17 protein-coding genes are annotated in these 20,352 nt (G+C 69.3%); 10 read left to right on the top strand and 7 right to left on the bottom strand.

Going from position 1 to position 20,352, the window contains the following annotated elements; all coding sequences use genetic code 11:
- Positions 1-152: 152 nt before the first annotated feature.
- Entirely contained in the window at positions 153-578 is a 426-nt protein-coding gene (locus tag WD026_RS05525) for a hypothetical protein (RefSeq protein ID WP_425722630.1), read from the bottom strand.
- Positions 579-691: 113 nt separating this feature from the next.
- Between WD026_RS05525 and WD026_RS05520 the strand changes: the two genes are divergently transcribed.
- The gene (locus tag WD026_RS05520) at positions 692-1,693 is read left to right on the top strand and encodes an aldo/keto reductase (RefSeq protein WP_425722629.1); all 1,002 of its coding nucleotides are present in this window, start codon (positions 692-694) and stop codon (positions 1,691-1,693) included.
- A gap of 65 nt (positions 1,694-1,758) precedes the next feature.
- On the opposite strand, the gene rpoD is transcribed toward WD026_RS05520, so the two are convergent.
- Positions 1,759-4,107, bottom strand: coding sequence for an RNA polymerase sigma factor RpoD (gene rpoD, locus WD026_RS05515; RefSeq protein ID WP_425722628.1), 2,349 nt, complete (start codon positions 4,105-4,107; stop codon positions 1,759-1,761).
- 299 nt (positions 4,108-4,406) lie between these two features.
- On the bottom strand, positions 4,407-6,302 hold the full coding sequence (dnaG, locus tag WD026_RS05510) for a DNA primase (protein ID WP_425722627.1): 1,896 nt from the start codon (positions 6,300-6,302) through the stop codon (positions 4,407-4,409).
- Positions 6,303-6,368: 66 nt separating this feature from the next.
- On the opposite strand from dnaG, the gene WD026_RS05505 reads away from it, so the two are divergent.
- Complete coding sequence (locus WD026_RS05505) at positions 6,369-8,033, top strand: acyl-CoA synthetase (RefSeq protein WP_425722626.1); 1,665 nt, start codon at positions 6,369-6,371, stop codon at positions 8,031-8,033.
- On the opposite strand, the gene WD026_RS05500 is transcribed toward WD026_RS05505, so the two are convergent.
- The 3 genes from WD026_RS05500 to WD026_RS05490 all read right to left on the bottom strand — a co-directional run bounded on the left by WD026_RS05500 (position 8,034) and on the right by WD026_RS05490 (position 11,922).
- Complete coding sequence (locus tag WD026_RS05500) at positions 8,034-9,944, bottom strand: gamma-glutamyltransferase family protein (protein WP_425722625.1); 1,911 nt, start codon at positions 9,942-9,944, stop codon at positions 8,034-8,036.
- 57 nt (positions 9,945-10,001) lie between these two features.
- Positions 10,002-10,760, bottom strand: coding sequence for a 3-hydroxyacyl-CoA dehydrogenase (locus tag WD026_RS05495; RefSeq protein ID WP_425722624.1), 759 nt, complete (start codon positions 10,758-10,760; stop codon positions 10,002-10,004).
- 118 nt (positions 10,761-10,878) lie between these two features.
- Positions 10,879-11,922 carry an extracellular solute-binding protein gene (locus tag WD026_RS05490; RefSeq protein ID WP_425722623.1) on the bottom strand — a complete coding sequence of 348 codons (1,044 nt, stop codon included), beginning with the start codon at positions 11,920-11,922 and terminating at the stop codon, positions 10,879-10,881.
- Between the two features lie 104 nt (positions 11,923-12,026).
- Between WD026_RS05490 and WD026_RS05485 the strand changes: the two genes are divergently transcribed.
- Positions 12,027-12,977, top strand: a complete 951-nt coding sequence (locus tag WD026_RS05485) for a patatin-like phospholipase family protein (RefSeq protein WP_425722622.1) — start codon at positions 12,027-12,029, stop codon at positions 12,975-12,977.
- A gap of 196 nt (positions 12,978-13,173) precedes the next feature.
- Here WD026_RS05485 and WD026_RS05480 read toward each other — a convergent pair whose 3' ends face one another.
- Positions 13,174-13,716, bottom strand: coding sequence for a phasin family protein (locus WD026_RS05480; RefSeq protein WP_425722621.1), 543 nt, complete (start codon positions 13,714-13,716; stop codon positions 13,174-13,176).
- A 218-nt stretch (positions 13,717-13,934) separates the two neighbouring features.
- Between WD026_RS05480 and WD026_RS05475 the strand changes: the two genes are divergently transcribed.
- From WD026_RS05475 to rmuC, 7 genes are read left to right on the top strand one after another with little or no spacing between them, the layout of a single operon-like run.
- Positions 13,935-14,888, top strand: a complete 954-nt coding sequence (locus WD026_RS05475; protein ID WP_425722620.1) for a histone deacetylase family protein — start codon at positions 13,935-13,937, stop codon at positions 14,886-14,888.
- A gap of 26 nt (positions 14,889-14,914) precedes the next feature.
- Positions 14,915-15,361, top strand: coding sequence for an acyl-CoA thioesterase (locus tag WD026_RS05470; RefSeq protein WP_425722619.1), 447 nt, complete (start codon positions 14,915-14,917; stop codon positions 15,359-15,361).
- Complete coding sequence (locus WD026_RS05465; RefSeq protein ID WP_425722618.1) at positions 15,358-16,074, top strand: nitroreductase; 717 nt, start codon at positions 15,358-15,360, stop codon at positions 16,072-16,074. Before WD026_RS05470 ends, WD026_RS05465 begins: the two co-directional genes overlap by 4 nt.
- A gap of 38 nt (positions 16,075-16,112) precedes the next feature.
- Entirely contained in the window at positions 16,113-16,460 is a 348-nt protein-coding gene (locus tag WD026_RS05460) for an FKBP-type peptidyl-prolyl cis-trans isomerase (RefSeq protein ID WP_425723206.1), read from the top strand.
- Positions 16,461-16,492: 32 nt separating this feature from the next.
- On the top strand, positions 16,493-17,902 hold the full coding sequence (locus WD026_RS05455; RefSeq protein WP_425722617.1) for a sodium:proton antiporter: 1,410 nt from the start codon (positions 16,493-16,495) through the stop codon (positions 17,900-17,902).
- Positions 17,903-17,945: 43 nt separating this feature from the next.
- On the top strand, positions 17,946-18,944 hold the full coding sequence (locus tag WD026_RS05450) for a 2-hydroxyacid dehydrogenase (RefSeq protein ID WP_425722616.1): 999 nt from the start codon (positions 17,946-17,948) through the stop codon (positions 18,942-18,944).
- Between the two features lie 3 nt (positions 18,945-18,947).
- Positions 18,948-20,318, top strand: a complete 1,371-nt coding sequence (gene rmuC, locus WD026_RS05445) for a DNA recombination protein RmuC (protein WP_425722615.1) — start codon at positions 18,948-18,950, stop codon at positions 20,316-20,318.
- Positions 20,319-20,352: the final 34 nt, after the last annotated feature.

The raw sequence follows: 20,352 nt of genomic DNA, 5'->3' as shown, positions 1-20,352 counted from the left end.
AGCAGGCCCGTGATTGAAAGGCGTCTTGCGATGGAGGTGGCGTGCTGGCAGGAGTTTTCGGTGCGGTATGGGTTAGCTTTGTGATCCAAGAATTCATGGCGGTGCTCGACAGGTTGAGGTGTAGTGGGTGAAAGGGGGAGGGGTGCCGGCGATCAGTGCACCTGCATCAAGGCGTCCAGCTGCTGTTGGGCCAGCGCCTGCAGCGGGGCGTATTGCGGGTCTGACCGGGCGGCGTCCACGCTGGCATGCAGGAGTTCGCGGGCCCGTTCACGCTGGCCGACGGCGGCCAGGCATTCGCCGGTGCGCAGCAGCGGGCCGGGGGTGGGCTGGTCGCCCTGGGCGAGCAGGCACAAGGTGAATGCGGCCAGTGCGGGTTCGAACTGCTCCATGCGCTGCAGGCACGAACCCAGCCGGTACGAGGCCGACGGGTCCTGGGGTTCCAGGGCCATCAGCTGCAGGGTCAGGGGCAGGGCCTGGTCCCATGCCTCGTCATCGAACAGGGCGTCGATGGCGCGGCGCAGCGCCGCGCTGTCTTCGATCCCGCCGCGCAGTTCCGGATCGGTCAGGAGGTGATTCATGGTTTGGAGAGATGTTGTGGGCGACGGGCACTGAGTGGTCTTCCTCAGCGGTCTCGTTCCCCGGATGAGCGGCGCTCGATAATCGGCCGTCCCCCTTGATCGTTCCGCTTGCCATGCCACCACGCACCCTCGGTCCCTTCCAGGTCTCGGCCATCGGCCTGGGCTGCATGAACATCTGCCACGCCTACGGCCCGCCGATTGCCGATGAGGAGGTCGAGCGACTGCTGCTCACCGCGCTCGACCTGGGCGTGACCCACTTCGACACCGCCGCGCTGTACGGTTTTGGTGCCAGCGAGCGGGCGGTGGGGCGCGTGCTCTCGGCCCACCGCAGCCGCTTCACCCTGGCCAGCAAGTGCGGCATGCAGGGTGTGGACCTCCAGGGCGATGGGCAGCTGGTGCGCGTGATCGATGGCCGCCCGGACACCCTTCGGGCGACCTGCGAGGCCGCGCTGCAGCGCCTGCGCACCGATGTGATCGACCTGTATTACCTGCACCGCTGGGACCGCCGGGTGCCCATCGAAGACAGCGTGGGCGCGCTGGCCGATCTGGTGCGGGCCGGCAAGATCCGGGCGATCGGCCTGAGCGAGGTCTCGGCCCCCACCTTGCGGCGGGCCCATGCGGTGCACCCGATTGCGGCCCTTCAGACCGAGTACTCGCTGTGGACCCGCAACCCGGAGATCGCGGTGCTGCAGGCCTGCCGCGAGCTGGGGGTGGCCTTCGTGGCCTTCAGCCCGCTGGGCCGGGGCTTTCTGGCCGGGCCGGTCGATCCGTCCACCTTCCATGACAAGGACATCCGCCGTTCCATGCCGCGCTTCCAGGGCGCGCACTGGACCGCCAACCAGGCCTTGCTGACCGGGTACCAGGCCCTGGCCCGTGAAGTGGGCTGCACGCCGGCCCAGCTGGCCATTGCATGGTTGCTGCACCAGGGGAACGACATCCTGCCGATTCCCGGTACCGCCCGCCTGGACCACCTGCGGGACAACCTGGGCGCCGCCTCGGTGCGGCTGGACGCTGGACAGCTGCAGCGGCTGGAGGCGCTGTTCGGCGGGAATGCGGTCAGCGGTGACCGGTATGGCGAACAGGCCCGGACCGAGGTGGATACCGAGTCCCTTTGAACAAAAAAAAAGCTGTGCAGTGCACAGCCTTGGGTCCGATCTGCGGGGGGCATGCCCCCGGGTGATCAGAGCGAGTCGATGAAGCTGCGCAGCTTGTCGCTGCGGCTGGGGTGCTTGAGCTTGCGCACCGCCTTGCTCTCGATCTGGCGGATGCGTTCGCGGGTCACGTCGAACTGCTTGCCCACTTCTTCCAGCGTGTGATCGGTGGACATCTCGATGCCGAAGCGCATGCGCAGCACCTTGGCCTCGCGCGGGGTGAGGCTGTCGAGGATCTCCTTGACCACCTCGCGCAGGCCGGCCTGCATGGCGGCTTCGATGGGGGCGGTGTTGGCCTGGTCCTCGATGAAGTCGCCCAGGTGCGAATCGTCGTCGTCGCCGATGGGGGTTTCCATCGAGATCGGCTCCTTGGCGATCTTCATGATCTTGCGGATCTTGTCCTCGGGCATCTCCATCTTCTCGGCCAGGATGGACGCATCGGGCTCGAAGCCGAACTCCTGCAGGTGCTGGCGGCTGATGCGGTTCATCTTGTTGATGGTCTCGATCATGTGCACCGGGATGCGGATGGTGCGCGCCTGGTCGGCGATCGAGCGGGTGATGGCCTGGCGGATCCACCAGGTGGCGTAGGTCGAGAACTTGTAGCCGCGGCGGTATTCGAACTTGTCCACCGCCTTCATCAGGCCGATGTTGCCTTCCTGGATCAGGTCCAGGAACTGCAGGCCGCGGTTGGTGTACTTCTTGGCGATCGAGATGACCAGGCGCAGGTTGGCCTCGATCATTTCCTTCTTGGCGTCGCGCGAGGTGGACTCGCCCTGGTTCATCCGCTTGTGGATGTCCTTGAGGTGGGCCAGCGGCACGACCACGCTGTTCTGGATCTCGATCAGGCCCTTCTGCAGCTCCTGCACCGGCGGGATGTTGCGCTCGAGCACCGTGCTCCAGGGCTTGCCGGCCGCGGCCTGCTTCTCCACCCACTGGAGGTTGAGCAGGTTGTCCGGGAACTCGGCAATGAACTTCTCCTGCGGCATGCCGCACTTGTCCACGATGATGCGGCGCAGTTCGCGTTCCTTCTTGCGCACTTCGTCGACCTGGGTGCGCAGCGTGCTGCACAGCTTCTCGATGGCCTTGGCGGTGAAGCGGATGGTCATCAGCTTCTCGGTCAGCGCCTGCTGGGTCTTGATGTAGCTGGCGCTGCCGTAGCCTTCCTTGTCGTAGATCTTGTGCAGCTTCTCGAACAGGGCGCGCATGGCGTCGAAGCGCTCCAGCGCCTCGCGCTTGAGTTCCTCGAGCTTGCGGGTCAGGGCCTTGGAGCCGCCCTTGCCGTCGTCGTCGTCGGCCTCGTCGTAGTCGTCGAAGTCTTCCTCGGCCACGTAGTCGTCGGCCTCGTCGGCGTCGGCAAAGCCGTCCACCACGGTGGAGATGACGACCTTGCCTTCGCGGATCTCCTCGGCCATGGTGAGGATCTCGGCGATGGTGGCCGGGCTCTCGCTGATGGCGGCCATCATGTCGTTGAGGCCGCCTTCGATGCGCTTGGCAATCTCGATCTCGCCCTCGCGGGTCAGCAGCTCCACCGTGCCCATCTCGCGCATGTACATGCGTACCGGGTCGGTGGTGCGGCCGAATTCGCTGTCCACGGTGGACAGGGCGGCTTCGGCTTCTTCTTCGGCTTCTTCCTCGGTGGCGGCGGTCGGGCCGGTGTTGTTCAGCAGCAGGGTTTCGGCGTCCGGCGTCTGTTCATAGACGGCCACGCCCATGTCGTTGAGCAGCGAGACCACCACCTCCAGGGTCTCGGCCTCGACCAGCTTGTCGGGCAGGTGGTCGTTGATCTCGCCGTGGGTCAGGTAGCCGCGGGTCTTGCCCAGCTTGATCAGGGTCTTGAGGCGTTCGCGGCGGCTGCGGGCTTCCTCTTCGGACAGGACGGTCTCGTCCAGGCCGAATTCCTTCATCAGCGCGCGCTCCTTGGCCTTGCTGATCTTCATGCGCAGCGGCTTGGCCTTCTCGGTGGGCTGCGCCTCGCCGCTGGCTTCCTCGACCACCTCTTCGGTCAGATCGTCCTCGATGTCGCTCAGGTCGGCATCGTCCAGATCGCTCTCTTCCTTGGCCGCCGCCTTGGGCTTGCGACCGCGCTTGGCGGCCGGCTTGTCGGCGGCTGGTGCTGCGGCCTTGGCCGGGCGGCCGGGCTTCTTCTTGGCAGCGGGTGCTGCCGCTGCTTCCAGCAGGGTGTCGTCCACGACCTCGGCCTTGGCCTTGGCGGCCTTGGTGGTCTTGGCAGGAGCGGCCTTGGCCGCAGCCTTGGCAGGAGGTTTCGTCGTCACAGCAGATGCTTTCTTCGGCGCTGGCGCCGGGGCTGCCGCAGCAGCGGCCTTGCGGGCAGGTTTGGGGCTGGCGACAACGGGCGCACTCGACTTCTTCGCGGGCATGGACACCTCAAAAAAACGTCAACAGGAACCGGCAGACACGGACCTCAAACGCCGGCGGGGCCGCGGGAGCGGACTCGTCAGGAATGGGCTGGGAACACGACCCGTCCACGGACCCGGCATGAGCCGGCGGGGGCGGGCCTGCAAGCTGGTGGGGCGAACATTTGGTGTGCAGTCCTTGCGGGGAGTGCCGGGGCCCGTGGGGCGCCCGGTTGGCCAGGAGGGTCTTCCATGCAGCCCCGTTCAGGGGGCCAGGCCGTTGCCGGAGGTGCTGCTGTCGCGCTTGCGGTGCAAGCTGTGGATTATACCGGCGCACCGGCCACCAGGGCCTGCAGCTGTGCATTCACGCGACGGTATTCCTCCAGCGCGGCGGTGTCGCCGGCAGCCACCCGGTCGGCCAGGGTGCGGGCCTCGGCTTCCAGGAAGTCGCGGCGCAGCAGCTGCATCACCCCGGCCAGCTCGGCCAGTTCGGCCTGGGCGTCGTTGCCGGCGGTGGCCTGTTCCACCTGGGCACACACATAGGCCTCGTGCTCGTGGCCGCGCAGGGCCTCGCGCAGGGCGGCCCAGGGCTGCGGCCCGTGCTCGTGCAGCTGGCCTTCCAGCCAGGCGAACACCGGGCCGTGCGGCGCGTCCAGCAGGCCCAGGCGGTGGTGGTCGTCGGCCGACAGCGTGTCCCAGGCATGGGCATTGGCCAGCAGCAGGCCCACGGCCCGGTCGGCCCGGCTGGCAATGCCGCGCCGCTGGCCGGGCAGGCGCCGGGCGGCCGGGCGGGGGGCGCTGCCGTAACCCTGGCTGCTGGGCCGGTGGGCCGGGGCTTCGCTGCGGCTGCCGTCGCGCGCCGGTGCCCGGGAACGGGGCGCATCGGTGCGGGGCGCGCCGCGCACCGGGGCCTGCCACAGCTGCAGGAGGTCCTGGCTGTCCAGCGCCACCGCGTCGGCGATCTCGCCGATCAGCTGGCGTTTCAGCGCACCATCGGGCAGGGCGGTCCACAGCGGCCGGGCCTGGCTGGCCAGGCGGGCGCGGCCTTCGGCGGTGGCCAGATCGCAGTCGGCCGAGGCCGACTCCAGCAGAAAGCGCGACAGCGGCACCGCGTCCTTGACCCGGGCGGCAAAGGCCTCGGTGCCGTGCTCGCGGATGAAGCTGTCCGGGTCGTGCTCGGTGGGCAGGAACAGGAACTTCACGCTGCGCAGGTCGGTGGCCAGGGGCAGGGCGGCGTCGAGCGCCTTGCGGGCGGCGCGGCGGCCGGCGGCATCGCCGTCGAAGCTGAAGACCACCGCGTCGGTGAAGCGGAACAGCTTCTGCACATGGTCGGCGGTGCAGGCCGTGCCCAGGGTGGCCACGGCGTTGGCAAACCCCAGCTGGGCCAGGGCCACCACGTCCATGTAGCCCTCGGTGACCAAGGCGTAGCCGGCATTGCGGATGGCGGTGCGGGCTTCGAACAGGCCATAGAGCTCGCGCCCCTTGCTGAACACCGGGGTCTCTGGCGAGTTGAGGTACTTGGGTTCGCCCTTGTCGAGCACGCGTCCGCCGAAACCGATGCACTCCCCTTTGACATTGCGGATGGGGAACATGATGCGGTCGCGGAAGCGGTCGTAGCGCCTGGCCTGGCCGCTGGCGTCCTTCTCGTCGGCGTGTTCGATGACCAGGCCCGACTCCACCAGCAGCGGCTCCTGGTAGTCCGGGAACACGCTGGCCAGGTGCCGCCAGCCCTCGGGGGCATAGCCCAGGCCGAAGGTCTTGGCGATCTGGCCCGAGAGGCCCCGGCCCTTGAGGTAGTCGATGGCGCGCTGGGCGCCACGCAGGTCCTTCTGGTAGGCCTGGGCGGCCTTCTCCAGCACACTGGTCAGGGTGGCCTGCTTCTGGCGCTCCTGGGCGGCACGTTCACGGTCCTGGGGCGAGGCTTCGTCCTGCGGCACCTGCAGGCCCACCTGCTGGGCCAGGTCCTTCACCGCCTCGATGAAGCTCATGCCGGCGTGCTCCATCAGGAAGCCGATGGCATTGCCGTTGGCCCCGCAGCCGAAGCAGTGGTAGAACTGTTTGGAGGGGCTGACGCTGAACGACGGCGATTTTTCGCCGTGGAACGGGCACAGTCCCATCAGGTTGGCGCCACCCTTCTTCAGCTGGACGTACCGCCCCACCACGTCGACCACATCGACCCGGTTCAGCAGCTCCTGGATGAAAGTTTGAGGAATGGCCACCGGGGTATTCTCGCGCAAGCCCCTGCGGGCCGACCTGCCGTTCCAACGATATCCGGAGACCCGACCGTGACCCAGCCGACCGCCGCCCCCAGCATCTTCGACCAGGACCTGCCGCGCAACGAGGCCAACTTCGCGCCGCTCTCGCCCCTGAGCTTCATCGAGCGGACGGCGGAGGTCTACCCGGACCGGCTGGCCATCGTGCACGGTTCGCTGCGCCAGACCTGGGGTCAGACCTATGCCCGCTGCCGCCAGCTGGCCAGCGCCCTGCAGCGGGCCGGCGTGGGCAAGAACGACACCGTGGCCGTCATGCTGCCCAACACCCCGCCCATGGTGGAGGCGCATTTCGGCGTGCCCATGGCCGGCGCGGTGCTCAACGCCCTGAACACCCGGCTCGACCCCGAGACCATCGCCTTCATGCTCGACCACGGCGAGGCCAAGGTGGTCATCGTCGACCCCGAGTTCAGCGGCACCATGGCCCGTGCGCTGGCCCTGCGCCAGTCGACCCGGCCGCTGCTCATCATCGACGTGCAGGACGAGCTCTTCAGCGGCGGCCACGGCCCCATCGGCAGCACCACGTACGAGGCCTTCCTGGCCGGCGGCGATGCCGGCTTCGTGTGGCAGCTGCCCGGTGACGAGTGGGATGCCATCTGCCTGAACTACACCAGCGGCACCACAGGCAACCCCAAGGGCGTGGTCTACCACCACCGGGGCGCGGCCATCAACGCCATCTCCAACGTGCTGGAGTGGGACATGCCCAAGCATTCGGTCTACCTCTGGACCCTGCCCATGTTCCATTGCAACGGCTGGTGCTTTCCGTGGACGGTGGCGGCCCGGGCCGGCGTGAACGTCTGCCTGCGCCGGGTCGAGGCCCAGGCCATCTTCGATGCCATGCGCCAGCACGGCGTCACCCACTACTGCGGCGCGCCCATCGTGCACGGCCTGCTGGTCAACGCACCGGCCGCCCTGAAGGCCGGTGTGCCGGCCGGCGTGAAGGCCATGGTGGCGGGTGCCGCGCCGCCGGCCTCCATGATCGAAGGCATGGAGCAGATGGGCTTCGACCTGACCCATGTGTACGGCCTGACCGAGGTGTATGGCCCGGCCACGGTGTGCGCCAAGCACGAGGCATGGGACACGCTGGACATCGGCGAACGCGCCCGCCTCAATGCCCGCCAGGGCGTGCGTTACCACCTGCAGCGCGACGTGCGTGTGCTCGACCCGCAGACGATGCAGCCGGTGCCCCAGGACGGCGAGACCATGGGCGAGATCATGTTCAAGGGCAACATCGCCATGAAGGGTTACCTGAAGAACCCCAAGGCCACGGCGGAAGCCTTTGCCGGCGGCTGGTTCCACAGCGGTGACCTGGCGGTGCAGTACGGCGACGGCTATTTCAAGATCAAGGACCGCAGCAAGGACATCATCATCAGCGGCGGCGAGAACATCTCGTCCATCGAGGTCGAGGACGTGCTCTACCGCCACCCGGACGTGCTGGCCGCTGCCGTGGTGGCCCGCCCCGACCCCAAGTGGGGCGAGACCCCGTGCGCCTTCGTGGAGCTCAAGGCCGGCGCCACCACCCGCCCCGAGGACATCGTGGCCCACTGCAAGCAGCACCTGGCCGGCTTCAAGGTGCCGCGCGCCGTGGTGTTCGGCGAGCTGCCCAAGACCAGCACCGGCAAGATCCAGAAGTTCGAGCTGCGCAAGCAGGCCGGGTCGGCCGCCGCCATCGACGTCTGATCAGTCGCCCCGGACCTCGCCCTCGCGGCGCGGGTCGGCACCGCCCAGCCAGCGGCCCTCGCGCTGCACCAGCGCCTGCGTGCCGCTGGTGAGCTCGGTCTGCTGCACCGTGTGGCCCCGCTGGCGCAGCGTGTCCAGCGTGGTGGCGGAAAAGCGGTCCGGCTCCAGCAGCAGCGGCCCGCCCAGCGTGCCGAAGTTGGGCAGGTCGGCCGCGGCCTGCGGGTGCAGGCCCCACTGCAGCACCCCGTGCAGCATCTTGGCGGTGTAGGCAATGATGAAGGGGCCGCCCGCGCTGCCGGTGGTCATCAGCGGTTCGGCCGTGCGGGCATCGAACACCAGCGTGGGCGACATCGACGAGCGCGGCCGCTTGCCCGGCTCGACCCGGTTGGCCACCGGCAGGCCCTGCGCGTCGCGCGGGCTGAAGCTGAAATCGGTCAGCTGGTTGTTGAGCAGGAAGCCGCCCGGCCGCGACGGGTCGGTGGTCACCATGCGCCGGCTGCCGAAGGCGGCCTCCACCGTGGTGGTCATGGCCACCATGCGGCCCCGGGCGTCCACCACGCTCACATGGCTGGTGCCCCGTTCGGGCTGATCGGGCATGGGCGCCCAGCTCAGCGTGGTCCGGCCCGGCCGGCCCGGACCCACCCGGGGCGCCCGCTGCGGGCCGATGAGCCGGGCGCGCTGGTCCAGGTAGTCGGCATCGAGCAGGCTGCCCCAGCGGCCGGCCGGGGCGGGCACGAAGTCGGGGTCGGCCACGTACTGGGCCCGGTCGGCCATGGCCAGCCGCGAGGCCTCGTTGAAGAAGTGCAGCCACTCGGCACCGGGCAGCCCGTCCTGCAGCGGCCAGACGGCGGCCGGCGTGCGGGCCAGCAGGCCCAGGGTCTGGCCCACGGCCAGTCCGCCCGAGCTCGGTGGCGGAAAGCCGCAGACGCGCAGCTCGCGTCCGCCGGCCGCATGCCGGTGGCACAGCGGGGCACGCCGCAGCGGCCGGTAGTCGCGCAGGTCGGTCAGGGTCAACGCGCCGGGCAGGGGCGCGCGCTGCACCGCCGCCACGATGGCGCGGGCCACCGGCCCGTCCTGCAGGGCACGCGGCCCCAGCAGGGCGATCTGCCGCAGCACCTCGGCGTATTCGGGGTTGCGCAGCCGGTGGCCCACCGGGTGGGGCGATCCGTCGGGCCGGTAGAAGTAGGCCCGGGCGACCGGGTCCTGGCGCAGCGCCGGGTCGGCCGACAGCAGGGTGTGCAGCCGCGGGCCCACCTCGAAGCCTTCCCGGGCCAGCCGGATGGCGGGCTCGAACAGCTGCACCCAGGGCAGGCGGCCGTGGTCGCGGTGGGCCAGGGCCAGCACGGCCACCGCGCCCGGCACGCCCACGGCACGTCCGCTGGTCACGGCCTGCGGGTAGGGCAGGGGCCGGCCGGCCTCGTCCAGGAACAGCTGTTCGGAGGCGGCGGCCGGCGCGGTCTCGCGGCCGTCGTAGGCCACCACGCGGCGGCCGTCGAAATGCAGCAGGAAGGCGCCGCCGCCGATGCCGCTGGACTGGGGTTCCACCAGCCCCAGCACCAGCTGCACCGCGATGGCAGCGTCAATCGCGCTGCCGCCTGCGCGCAGGGCGTCCAGCCCGGCCTGCGCCGCCAGGGGGTGGGCAGCGGCCACGGCCTGGCGGGCATGGCTGGAGCCGGTGCGGGCCGTGAAGCCGGAGGCCGCTTCGGGCATGACCGGTGCGGCAGCCGACGGGGCGCTGGCGGCCGGGGCCACCGGCGCAGACGGCGATGTAGAGGGTGAAGCCGGGCGCACCGGCGGGCTGGCCACCCCGCCGGCGCAGGCCGCCAGCAGGGCGGTCGCCAGCAGGGCCACCGCGGCAGCCCGGCGCTGACCAGGCGCAGGCGAAGGCAAGGGGGTTGATCGGGCCGTCATCGCCCGAGTCTGCATGGGGCGGGCCGCCGCATCAACCGGCGGCCGCAACACCCGAGCTCAGCGCGGGGCCAGGCGGATGGCCCCATCGAGGCGGATCACCTCGCCATTGAGCATGTCGTTCTCGATGATGTGTTTGGCCAGCTTGGCGTAGTCGGCCGGGGTGCCCAGGCGGCTGGGGAAGGGCACGCTGGCGGCCAGGGCGTCCTGCACTTCCTGCGGCATGCCGAACAGCATGGGGGTGCCGAAGATGCCCGGGGCGATGGTCATGTTGCGGATGCCGTTGCGGGCCAGATCGCGGGCGATCGGCAGGGTCATGCCGACCACGCCGCCCTTGGACGCGGCGTAAGCGGCCTGGCCGATCTGGCCGTCGTAGGCGGCCACGCTGGCGGTGCTGATCATCACGCCACGCTCGCCGGTGGGCTCGGGATCGTTCCTGCACATCGCATCGGCGGCCAGGCGGATCATGTTGAAGCTGCCCACCAGGTTGACCATGATGGTCTTGGTGTAGACGGCCAGCGAATGGGCGCCGTTCTTGCCCACGGTCTTTTCGGCGGGTGCGATGCCGGCGCAGTTGATGAGGCCCATGAGCTTGCCCATGGAGGTGGCCTTGGCCACCACGGCCTGGCCGTCGGCTTCCTGGCTCACGTCGCACTTGACGAAGGCGCCGCCGATCTCGCGGGCCACGGCTTCGCCCTTCTCGACCTGCATGTCGGCAATCACGACCTTGCCGCCGGCCGCGGCCAGCATGCGGGCCGTGCCTTCGCCCAGACCCGACGCGCCGCCGGTGACGATGAAAACCTTGCCTTGAATCTCCATGGGGTGCTCCTCGGGTGGATGCCGCGCGACGGGCGCGGATTGACGTTGACGTAAACGTCAATTATGGCCTACAAAAAACCCGCCAGCGGCGGGTTTCGTGGGGGTCAATCCGGCGTACTCACTTGAAGCCGACGCGGTCCAGCATCTGCTGCACCTTGGTCATGTTCTTGGCCACGGCCGCCAGCGGCACGTTCTCGGCCTTGAAGTTCTCGCCGCCCATGGCCTTGAGCGCCGAGTTGTCGACCTTCACGCCCTTGGCGGCGGCGAACTCGTTGTTGCCGTCGGCAAAGTACTGCTGGGCGAACGGGCTGGCCAGGTACTCCATGAACTGCACGGCAGCGTCGCGGTTCTTGGCGTGCCTGGCCACGGCCGCACCGGCGATGTTGACGTGGGTGCCGGTGGTGCCCTGGTTGGGGAACACCACCCGCACCCGCTCGACCACGGCGCGGTCTTCGGGTTTGTTCGACTTCACCAGGCGGGCCATGTAGTAGGTGTTGGTCAGCGCCACGCCGCACTCGCCGGAGGCCACGGCCTTGATCTGGTCGGTGTCGCCGCCCTTGGGTGCGCGGGCCATGTTGTCCACCAGGCCCTTGAGCCAGGCCTCGCCCTTCTGGTCACCCAGGCGTTCCACCACGGTGGAGAACAGCGAGAGGTTGTAGGGGTGCGAGCCGGAGCGGGTGCAGAGCATGCCCTTGAGCTTGGGGTCGGCCAGCTGCTCGTAGGTGGCCACGTCGGCCGCCTTCACCCGGATCGGGTCGTAGACGATGACGCGGGCGCGGGTGGAGAAGCCGGTCCAGGTCACGCCGTCGGCGGTGGGCGCGGCGCGCAGATTGGCCGGAATGGCGGCGTCGAGCTTGGCCGACTTGATGGGCTGGAACAGGCCCTGGGCATCGGCGGCGGCCATGCGGGCGGCGTCCACCAGCAGCACCACGTCGGCCGGCGAGGCGGCGCCCTCGGCACGCAGGCGCGCCACAATCCCGGCGTCGTCGGCGTCGACCCGGTTGATCTTGATGCCCGTGGTCTTGGTGAAGGTGTCGTACATCACCTCGTCGGTCTGGTAGTGGCGGGCCGAGTAGATGTTGAGCACCTTGTCCTGCGCCAGGGCGGGCAGGGCGGCGCTGGCGGCCAGGGTCAGGGCGATGGCAGAAAGGCGGAGTTTCATGGGTGCAGGGCGCTGGGTTGGAACAGGGTGGGGAGTGACGGGTGCTGCACTGCGGCAGAATGGTGGTCATGCTAACACAAACGCGAATTGTTCTTAATAACTTTATGGGCATCAGGGCTTCATGGCTGGCCGTCGTGCTGGCGGCGCTGCTGGCCGGCTGTTCGAGCGTGGCGGTCCGGCCGGACGTGACCGTGCCGCCGGTGGTGGGTCAGCCCGCCGATGCACCTCCCGGGGTCGATCCCGTCGTGCAGCCACCCGTGGTGGCCCAGCGTCCCCCCCGCCTGGGCCTGGCCCTGGGCGGCGGTGCGGCCCGGGGCTTCGCCCACGTGGGGGTGATCCAGGTGCTGGAACAGAACGGCATCCGGCCCGACCTGGTGGTGGGCACGTCGGCCGGCAGCCTGGTGGCCGCCCTGTACGCCAGCGGCATGAACGCCACCGAGCTGGAGCGCGCGGCCCTGGCCATGGAAGAGGCCACCCTGACCGACTGGACCCTGCCGTTCCTGGGGCGGGGCATGCTGCGGGGCGAGGCCCTGAGCCGCTATGTGCGCAAGGCGGTCAACGGCAAGCTGATCGAGCAGATGCAGATCCCGCTGGGCGTGCTGGCCACCGACCTGTCCAACGGCCAGGGCATCGTCTTCCGGCGCGGCGACACCGCGCAGGCGGTGCGGGCGTCCAGCGCGGTGCCGGGGGTGTTCTCGCCGGTGCCGATTGCCGGCCGGGAGTATGTGGATGGCGGCCTGGTGGCGCCGGTGCCGGTGCGCCAGGCCCGGGACATGGGCGCCGAGGTGGTGCTGGCCATCGACATCTCCAGTGCGCCCGACGGCAACCGGGCCGACGGCAGCCTGGAGGTGCTGCTGCAGACCTTCGCCATCATGGGCCAGAGCATCAACCGCCACGAGCTGGCCGACGCCGACGTGGTGGTGCGGCCGGCCCTCAAGGGCGTGGGCAGCGCCGACTTTGCCGCCCGCAAGCGCTCCATCGAGGCCGGTCGCGCCGCCATGAAGGCCGCCCTGCCGCAGCTGCAGGCCCAGCTGGCCCGGCTGCGGCCCCGCTGACACGGCTGCGGGGCATAAAAAAAGCCCTCACCGTGGGGTGAGGGCTTTGAAGGGGTCCCGTGAAACCGTTTCCATCAGCGACCCGAGGAGACAACCAGAAACTGGGGTTGATGAAGCACGATTCAAGTATCAACGGGCCGGGACCGGGGCAGTCCCCCGATCAGCGGCCCGTTTGCCCGGCTGATCTGCGGGTCGATCAGCGCTTGCGGGCGGCGGTCTTGCTGGCGTTGACGGCGGTGGCGGTCACGGTGTTGAAGTTGGCCTCGGCCATTTCGGTGGCCTGCTTGACGGCCTTCTGCACCGATTCCATGGCGTTGTTGGCGGCGGACACGGCGCTCTTCATCACGGCCACGGCGGTCTCGGAACCGGCGGGGGCGTTCTTGGCGGCGTTGTCGACAACAGCCAGGATCTTCTTCTGGGTGTCGGCGGCGGTGGCTTCAGCGGCCTTGGAGAACTCGGCGCCGGTACCGGCGGCGATGTCGTACAGGTGACGGCTGTAGGCCACGGTCTTCTCGGCCAGGGGCTGCATCAGGCTGGCTTGCAGCGACAGCAGTTCCTGGGCGTCCTTCACGCTCAGCAGGGCCTGGGCGTTGGAAGCGGATTCGGTCAGTGCGGCCTTGGTGGCCTGCACGTTCAGTTCCACCAGCTTTTCCACGCCTTCGAAGGCTTTGTGGGTGAGACCGAAGAGGGTCTCGAGGTGGGCTTTCTGGGCGGCAACGATTTGTTCGGCGGTCAGCATGTTCAGGCTCCTGAGGTGGGTGGGTGACAAGGGTCTGTTGAAGGCTGCCGGTCGGGCCGTGTGGGCCGTTTCCGCTTTGCTGCGCTGCAACATGAATCGAATGATAGGGGCTGCTCCCAGGGTCTGCAAGCACTTTTTGCTGCATTGCACCATTTTTGAGGGGTTTGCCTAATTCCGAGCCCGGGCGCACGTTGGCAGGGGCACCCGACAATCCTGGCGTGCACGCCTTCTACGCCGACCATTTCGTCCTGCCGCTGCCCCCCGGGCACCGTTTCCCCATGGCCAAGTACGCCCGGCTGCGCGAGCGGCTGGCGCAGGAGCTGCCCGGCATCGAGCTGCACGAAGCCCTGCCCGCCACCGATGGCGAACTGGCCCTGGTGCACACCCCGGCCTACATCGACGCCATTGCCCACGGCACGCTGGCACCGGCCCTGCAGCGCGAGATCGGATTTCCCTGGAGCCCGGCCATGGCCGAGCGGGCGCGGCGCTCGGTCGGCGCCACCCTGCAGGCCGCGCGGCAGGTGATGGCCCAGGGCGGCGTGGCGGCCAACCTGGCCGGGGGCACCCACCACGCCTATGCCGACAAGGGGGGCGGCTTCTGCGTCTTCAACGACTTTGCCGTGGCCGCGCGCCTCATGCAGGCCGAGCACGCGCGTCAGCGGGGCAGGGCGCCCCTGCGGGTGGCGATCATTGACCTGGACGTGCACCAGGGCAACGGAACGGCCCGCATCTTTGCGGACGATCCGTCGGTGTTCACGCTGTCGCTGCACGGCGCCCGCAATTTCCCGTTCCGCAAGGAGCCGAGCGATCTGGACGTGGAACTGCCCGATGGCTGTGCCGATGCCGAGTACCTGGACGCGGTCGACCGTGCGCTGGACGAACTGGCCCACCGCTTCGAGCCCGGTCTGGTGCTCTACCTGGCCGGTGCCGACCCGCACGAGGGCGACCGGCTGGGCCGGCTCAAGGTGTCGTTCGATGGCCTGGAGGCGCGCGACCGCCGCGTCATGGACTGGGCCTGGCAGCGCCGCCTGCCGGTGGTGATGGCCATGGGCGGAGGCTACGGGCACGACCTGGAGGTCACGGTGCAGGTGCAGGTCAACAGCTACCGCGTGGCGCATGAATACCACCTGCGCCATCTGCGCCGGGCCGCGCCCGCGGCGACAGTGGCCTGATGCCGGCGCTGGCACAATCGCGCCCCATGTCGTCCAGCCCGTCACCCCGTCCACAGGCCCTGCCGCGAAGCCACTACCGGGCCTTCCGCGCCATCGGCACCCGCTGGGCCGACAACGATGTGTACGGCCACGTGAACAACGTCGTGTACTACAGCTGGTTCGACACGGCCGTGAATGCGCACCTGATCGAGGCCGGCGCGCTGGACATCCACCACGGCGAGGTGATCGGCCTGGTGATCGAGACCCAGTGCAACTACTTTGCCCCGCTGGCCTTCCCGCAGACCGTGTGGGCCGGGCTGCGGGTGGCCCACCTGGGCACCTCCAGCGTTCGCTACGAGGTGGGCCTGTTTGCCGACGGCGAGGACCTGTGTGCCGCCTGCGGCCATTTCGTGCATGTGTATGTGGACCGCCAGACGCGCCGCCCGGTGCCGCTGCCGGACCGACTCAAAACCACCCTGGAGACCCTGCGATGACTTTTGTGTCCACCGCCCTCATCGACGCCGCCAGCGTCGATGCGGCCATCACCAGCCGCATGTCGGCCCGCGCCTTCCTGCCCCAGGCCGTGCCGCGCGCCACCATCGAGCACATCCTGCAGGTGGCCAGCCGGGCGCCGTCGGGCACCAACACCCAGCCCTGGAAGGTGTACGTGCTGCAGGGCGCCAGCCGCGACAGCCTGGTGGACAAGGTGTGTGCCGCCCACGACGCGCTGCGCGCCGACCCCTCGCTGGCCGAGCAGTACCGCGAGGAATACGACTACTACCCCGAGAAATGGGTCAGCCCCTACATCGACCGCCGCCGCGAGAACGGCTGGGGCCTGTACGGCCTGCTGGGCATCGGCAAGGGCGACAAGGACAAGATGCACCAGCAGCACCAGCGCAACTTCCGCTTCTTCGATGCGCCGGTGGGCCTGATGTTCACGCTGGACAAGGTGATGGGCCGCGGCTCGCTGGTGGACTACGGCATGTTCCTGCAGAACATCATGGTGGCCGCCCGTGGCCAGGGCCTGCACACCTGCCCGCAGGCCGCCTGGAACGGGTTTGCCAGGATCATCCTGCCCCACATCGGCGCCGCCGACAACGAGATGCTGGTCTGCGGCATGGCCCTGGGCTTTGCCGACCCGGCCGATCCGGTCAACGGCTTCCACACGCCCCGCGAGACGGTGGCCTCCTTCACCACCTGGCTCTGAGCCGCACCCTGATTTTTTTTCCGGAGTTCCTGATGACCATGATCACCACCCCCAGCGGCCTGCAGTACGAAGACACGGTTGTCGGCCAGGGCGAAGAAGCCCGCGCCGGCCGCCCGGTGCAGGTGCACTACACCGGCTGGCTCTACAACGACGGCCAGCAGGGCCGCAAGTTCGACTCCAGCAAGGACCGGGGTCAGCCCTTCGAATTCCCGCTCGGCGCCGGCCACGTCATCAAGGGCTGGGACGAAGGCGTGCAGGGCATGAAGGTGGGCGGCACCCGCCGCCTGGTGATCCCGGCCTCGCTGGGCTACGGTGCACGCGGTGCCGGCGGCGTGATCCCGCCGAATGCCACGCTGCTGTTCGAGGTGGACCTGCTGGCCGTCTGAGCCGGATCAGCAGGACACGGAGGAGTCCGATGATGAACAAGAAACTGCTGCCAGCCGTGCTGGCGGGCTGGCTGTTGCCGGCCGTGGCCTTCGCGGCCGATCTGGACGGCAGCCAGCTGTCGGTGCTGTGGGGTGTGCCCTTTGCCGGCGTGCTGCTGTCGATTGCGCTCATGCCGCTGCTGGTGCCCTCGTTCTGGCACCACCACTTCGGCAAGGTGGCCGCGGCCTGGGGCCTGGCCTTCCTGGTGCCGTTTGCGCTGACCTTCGGCTTCCCGGCCGCTGGTGCGGCGGTGGTGCACGCCGCGCTGGCCGAGTACATCCCCTTCATCATCCTGCTGACCGCGCTCTTCACCGTGGCCGGCGGCATCTTCGTGCGGGGCAACCTGCACGGCAGCCCGGGGCTCAACACCGGCCTGCTGGCCACCGGTGCGGTGCTGGCCAGCTTCATGGGCACCACCGGTGCCTCCATGCTGCTCATCCGCCCGCTGATCCGCGCCAACGACAACCGCAAGCACCAGGTGCACGTGGTGGTGTTCTTCATCTTCATCGTGTCCAACGCCGGCGGTGCGCTCACCCCGCTGGGCGATCCGCCGCTGTTCCTGGGCTTCCTCAAGGGCGTGGACTTCTTCTGGACCGTGACCCACCTGTGGGGCCAGACCCTGTTCATGGTGGGCAGCCTGCTGGCGCTGTTCTATGTGATCGACTGGTACCACTACCACAAGCGCGAAGAGATCCGCCCGGTCGACCCCACCCCCGACACCACCCGCCTGGGCTTCGAGGGCGGCGTGAACTTCGCGCTGCTCGGCGGCGTGGTCGCCCTGGTGCTGCTGAGTGGCCTGTGGAAGTCGCCGGTGGCCTTCAACATCGCCGGCACCGAGGTGGGGCTGCCGGGCATCGTGCGCGATGTGGGCCTGATCCTCATCACCCTGATCTCCTTGAGCATCACGCCCAAGAGCGCCCACGACGGCAACCAGTTCGGCTGGGGCCCCATGCTGGAAGTGGCCAAGCTGTTTGCCGCCATCTTCCTGACCATCATCCCGGTGATCGCCATGCTGCGGGCGGGTGTCGACGGCCCGTTCGGCGCCATCGTGCGCGCCGTGACCCGGGCCGACGGCACGCCCGACCCGGCCATGTACTTCTGGGCCACCGGCGCGCTCAGCTCCTTCCTGGACAACGCGCCCACCTACCTGGTGTTCTTCAACACCGCCGGTGGCGACCCGGCCGTGCTCATGACCACGCTGGCCACCACGCTGGTGGCGGTGTCGGCCGGTGCCGTGTTCATGGGCGCCAACACCTACATCGGCAACGCGCCGAACCTGATGGTCAAGGCCATCGCTGAAGACCGGGGCGTGAAGATGCCCAGCTTCTTCGGCTACATGCTCTGGTCGTGCGGCATCCTGCTGCCGCTGTTCGGCCTCATGACCTGGATCTGGTTCGTCTGAGCCATTCCCCGCTTTCACCCACCACATTCAAGGAGACCCACCCATGAGCCAGAAACCGGCCATCTTCATCGCCCGCAAGGTGTTCCCCGAGGTGGTGGCCCACCTCGGCCAGCACTTCGAGGTGGAGATGAACGAGTCCGACGAGGTGCTGCCGCCGGCCGAACTGATCGCCCGCCTGCAGGGCAAGCAGGGCGCCCTCACCACCGGCAGCGAGCGGGTGGATGCGGCCCTGCTGGCGGCCTGCCCCCAGCTGAAGATCGCGGCCAACATTGCCGTGGGCTTCAACAATTTCGACGTGCCGGCCATGAGCGCGGCCGGCGTGCTGGCCACCAACACGCCCGACGTGCTGACCGAGACCACCGCCGACTTCGGCTTCGCCCTGGTCATGGCCACCGCCCGCCGCGTGACCGAGAGCGAGCATTTCCTGCGCGCCGGTCTGTGGAACAAGTGGAGCCTGGACATGTTTGCCGGCGCCGAGGTGCACGGCAGCACGCTGGGCATCCTGGGCATGGGCCGCATCGGCCAGGCCATTGCCCGCCGTGGCGCGCATGGCTTCGGCATGAAGGTGATCTACCACAACCGCTCGCGCCTGGACGCTGCACTCGAAGCCGAATGCAAGGCCAGCTATGTGGACAAGGCCACCCTGCTGGCGCAGGCCGACCACCTGATCCTGGTGCTGCCGTACAGCGCGTCGTCGCACCACGCCATCGGTGCGGCCGAGATCGCGCAGATGAAGCCCACGGCCACCCTGATCAACATCGCGCGCGGCGGCATCGTGGACGACGCGGCCCTGGCCGTGGCCCTGCGCGAGCGCCGCATCGCCGCAGCCGGCCTGGACGTGTTCGAGGGCGAGCCCAAGGTCCACCCGGACCTGCTCACCGTGCCCAACGTGGTGCTCACGCCCCACATCGCCAGCGCCACCATCGCCACCCGCAAGGCCATGGCCATGCTGGCGGCCGACAACGTGATCGGCTACCTCACCCGGGGTGAGCCGAAGACGCCGCTGAACGCCGAGATCATCGGCAACGGCGCCCGGGGCTGACGCATGGACGGCGTGCTGCTGGCCGTGGCCGGGCTGCTGCTGGTCGGGCTGGTGGCCACGGTGCTGCTGGTCTGGCGCTCGCAGGCCGCGCTGGCCGAACTGACCCGGCAGTCGGCGCAGCTGCAGGCGCGCGTGGCCGAGCTGGAGCCGTCGCGCCAGCAGGGCGAACGCGAGCTGCGGCGTGAACTGGCCGATGCCTCGCGCGAACAGCGGCAGGAACTCACCCATGCACTGGGCAGCTTCCAGGAGGCGCTGCTGCGCCAGGGGGCCGAGGCCACGCGCACCCAGAACGCGCAGATCGACGCTTTCTCGCAGCAGCTGGTGCAGTTGCGCGGCACGCTGGGCGACACCCTGGTCAAGCAGCTGCAGGACCTGTCGGAAGCCAACGCCCGCCGCCTGGCCGAGGTGCGCGCCACGCTGGAAACCCAGCTGGCCCAGCTGCAGCAGGGCAATGCCGCCAAGCTCGACGAGATGCGGGCCACGGTGGACGAAAAGCTCCAGAGCACGCTGCAGGCCCGCCTGGGCGAGAGCTTCAAGCAGGTGGCCGACCGGCTGGAGCAGGTGCACAAGGGCCTGGGCGAGATGCAGACCCTGGCGCAGGGCGTGGGCGACCTCAAGCACCTGCTGAGCAACGTCAAGACGCGCGGCATGTTCGGCGAGGCCCAGCTGGCGGCCTTGCTGGAACAGGTGTTTGCCCCCGATCAGTACGCCACCCAGGTGGCCACCCGCCCGGGCAGCCGCAACGTGGTGGACTTCGCCATCCGCCTGCCGGGCCGGGGCGACGACGGCGCGCCCTGCTGGCTGCCCATCGACGCCAAGTTCCCCAACGAAGACTACGAACGCCTGCTGGACGCCCAGCAGCGCGCCGACGCCGAAGGTGCCGAGCTGGCCGCACGCGGGCTGGAGCAGCGCATCCGGCTGGAGGCGAAAAGCATGGCCGACAAGTACCTGGAGCCCCCGCACACCACCGACTTCGCCATCCTGTTCCTGCCCACCGAAGGCCTGTACGCCGAAGTGCTGCGCCGCCCGGGGCTGATGGAGCAGCTGCAGCGCGAACACCGGGTCACGCTGGCCGGGCCGACCACGCTCATGGCCATGCTCAATTCGCTGCAGATGGGCTTTCGCACGCTGGCGCTGGAGAAGCGCAGCTCCGAGGTGTGGCAGGTGCTGGGCGCGGTCAAGACCGAGTTCGGCAAGTTCGGCGACGTGCTGGCCAAGGTCAAGAGCCAGACCCAGACCGTGCTGAACACGCTGGACAGCGCCGAGGTGCGCAGCCGCGCCATGGGCCGCGCGCTCAAGGCCGTGGAAGCCCTGCCGGTGGACAAGGCTGAGCGCCTGCTGCCGTCCGACCCGGCCGACCGCGACGGCGGCTGATCCTGCCCCGGCCAGGGGGCGTCAGCCGGGGTTC

The sequence above is a fragment of the Hydrogenophaga sp. R2 genome (genome assembly GCF_049843595.1).
Taxonomy (GTDB): Bacteria; Pseudomonadota; Gammaproteobacteria; order Burkholderiales; family Burkholderiaceae_C; genus Hydrogenophaga.
Note: the sequence above shows the minus strand (reverse complement) of the source record. Positions and strands in the feature narration are given on the sequence as shown.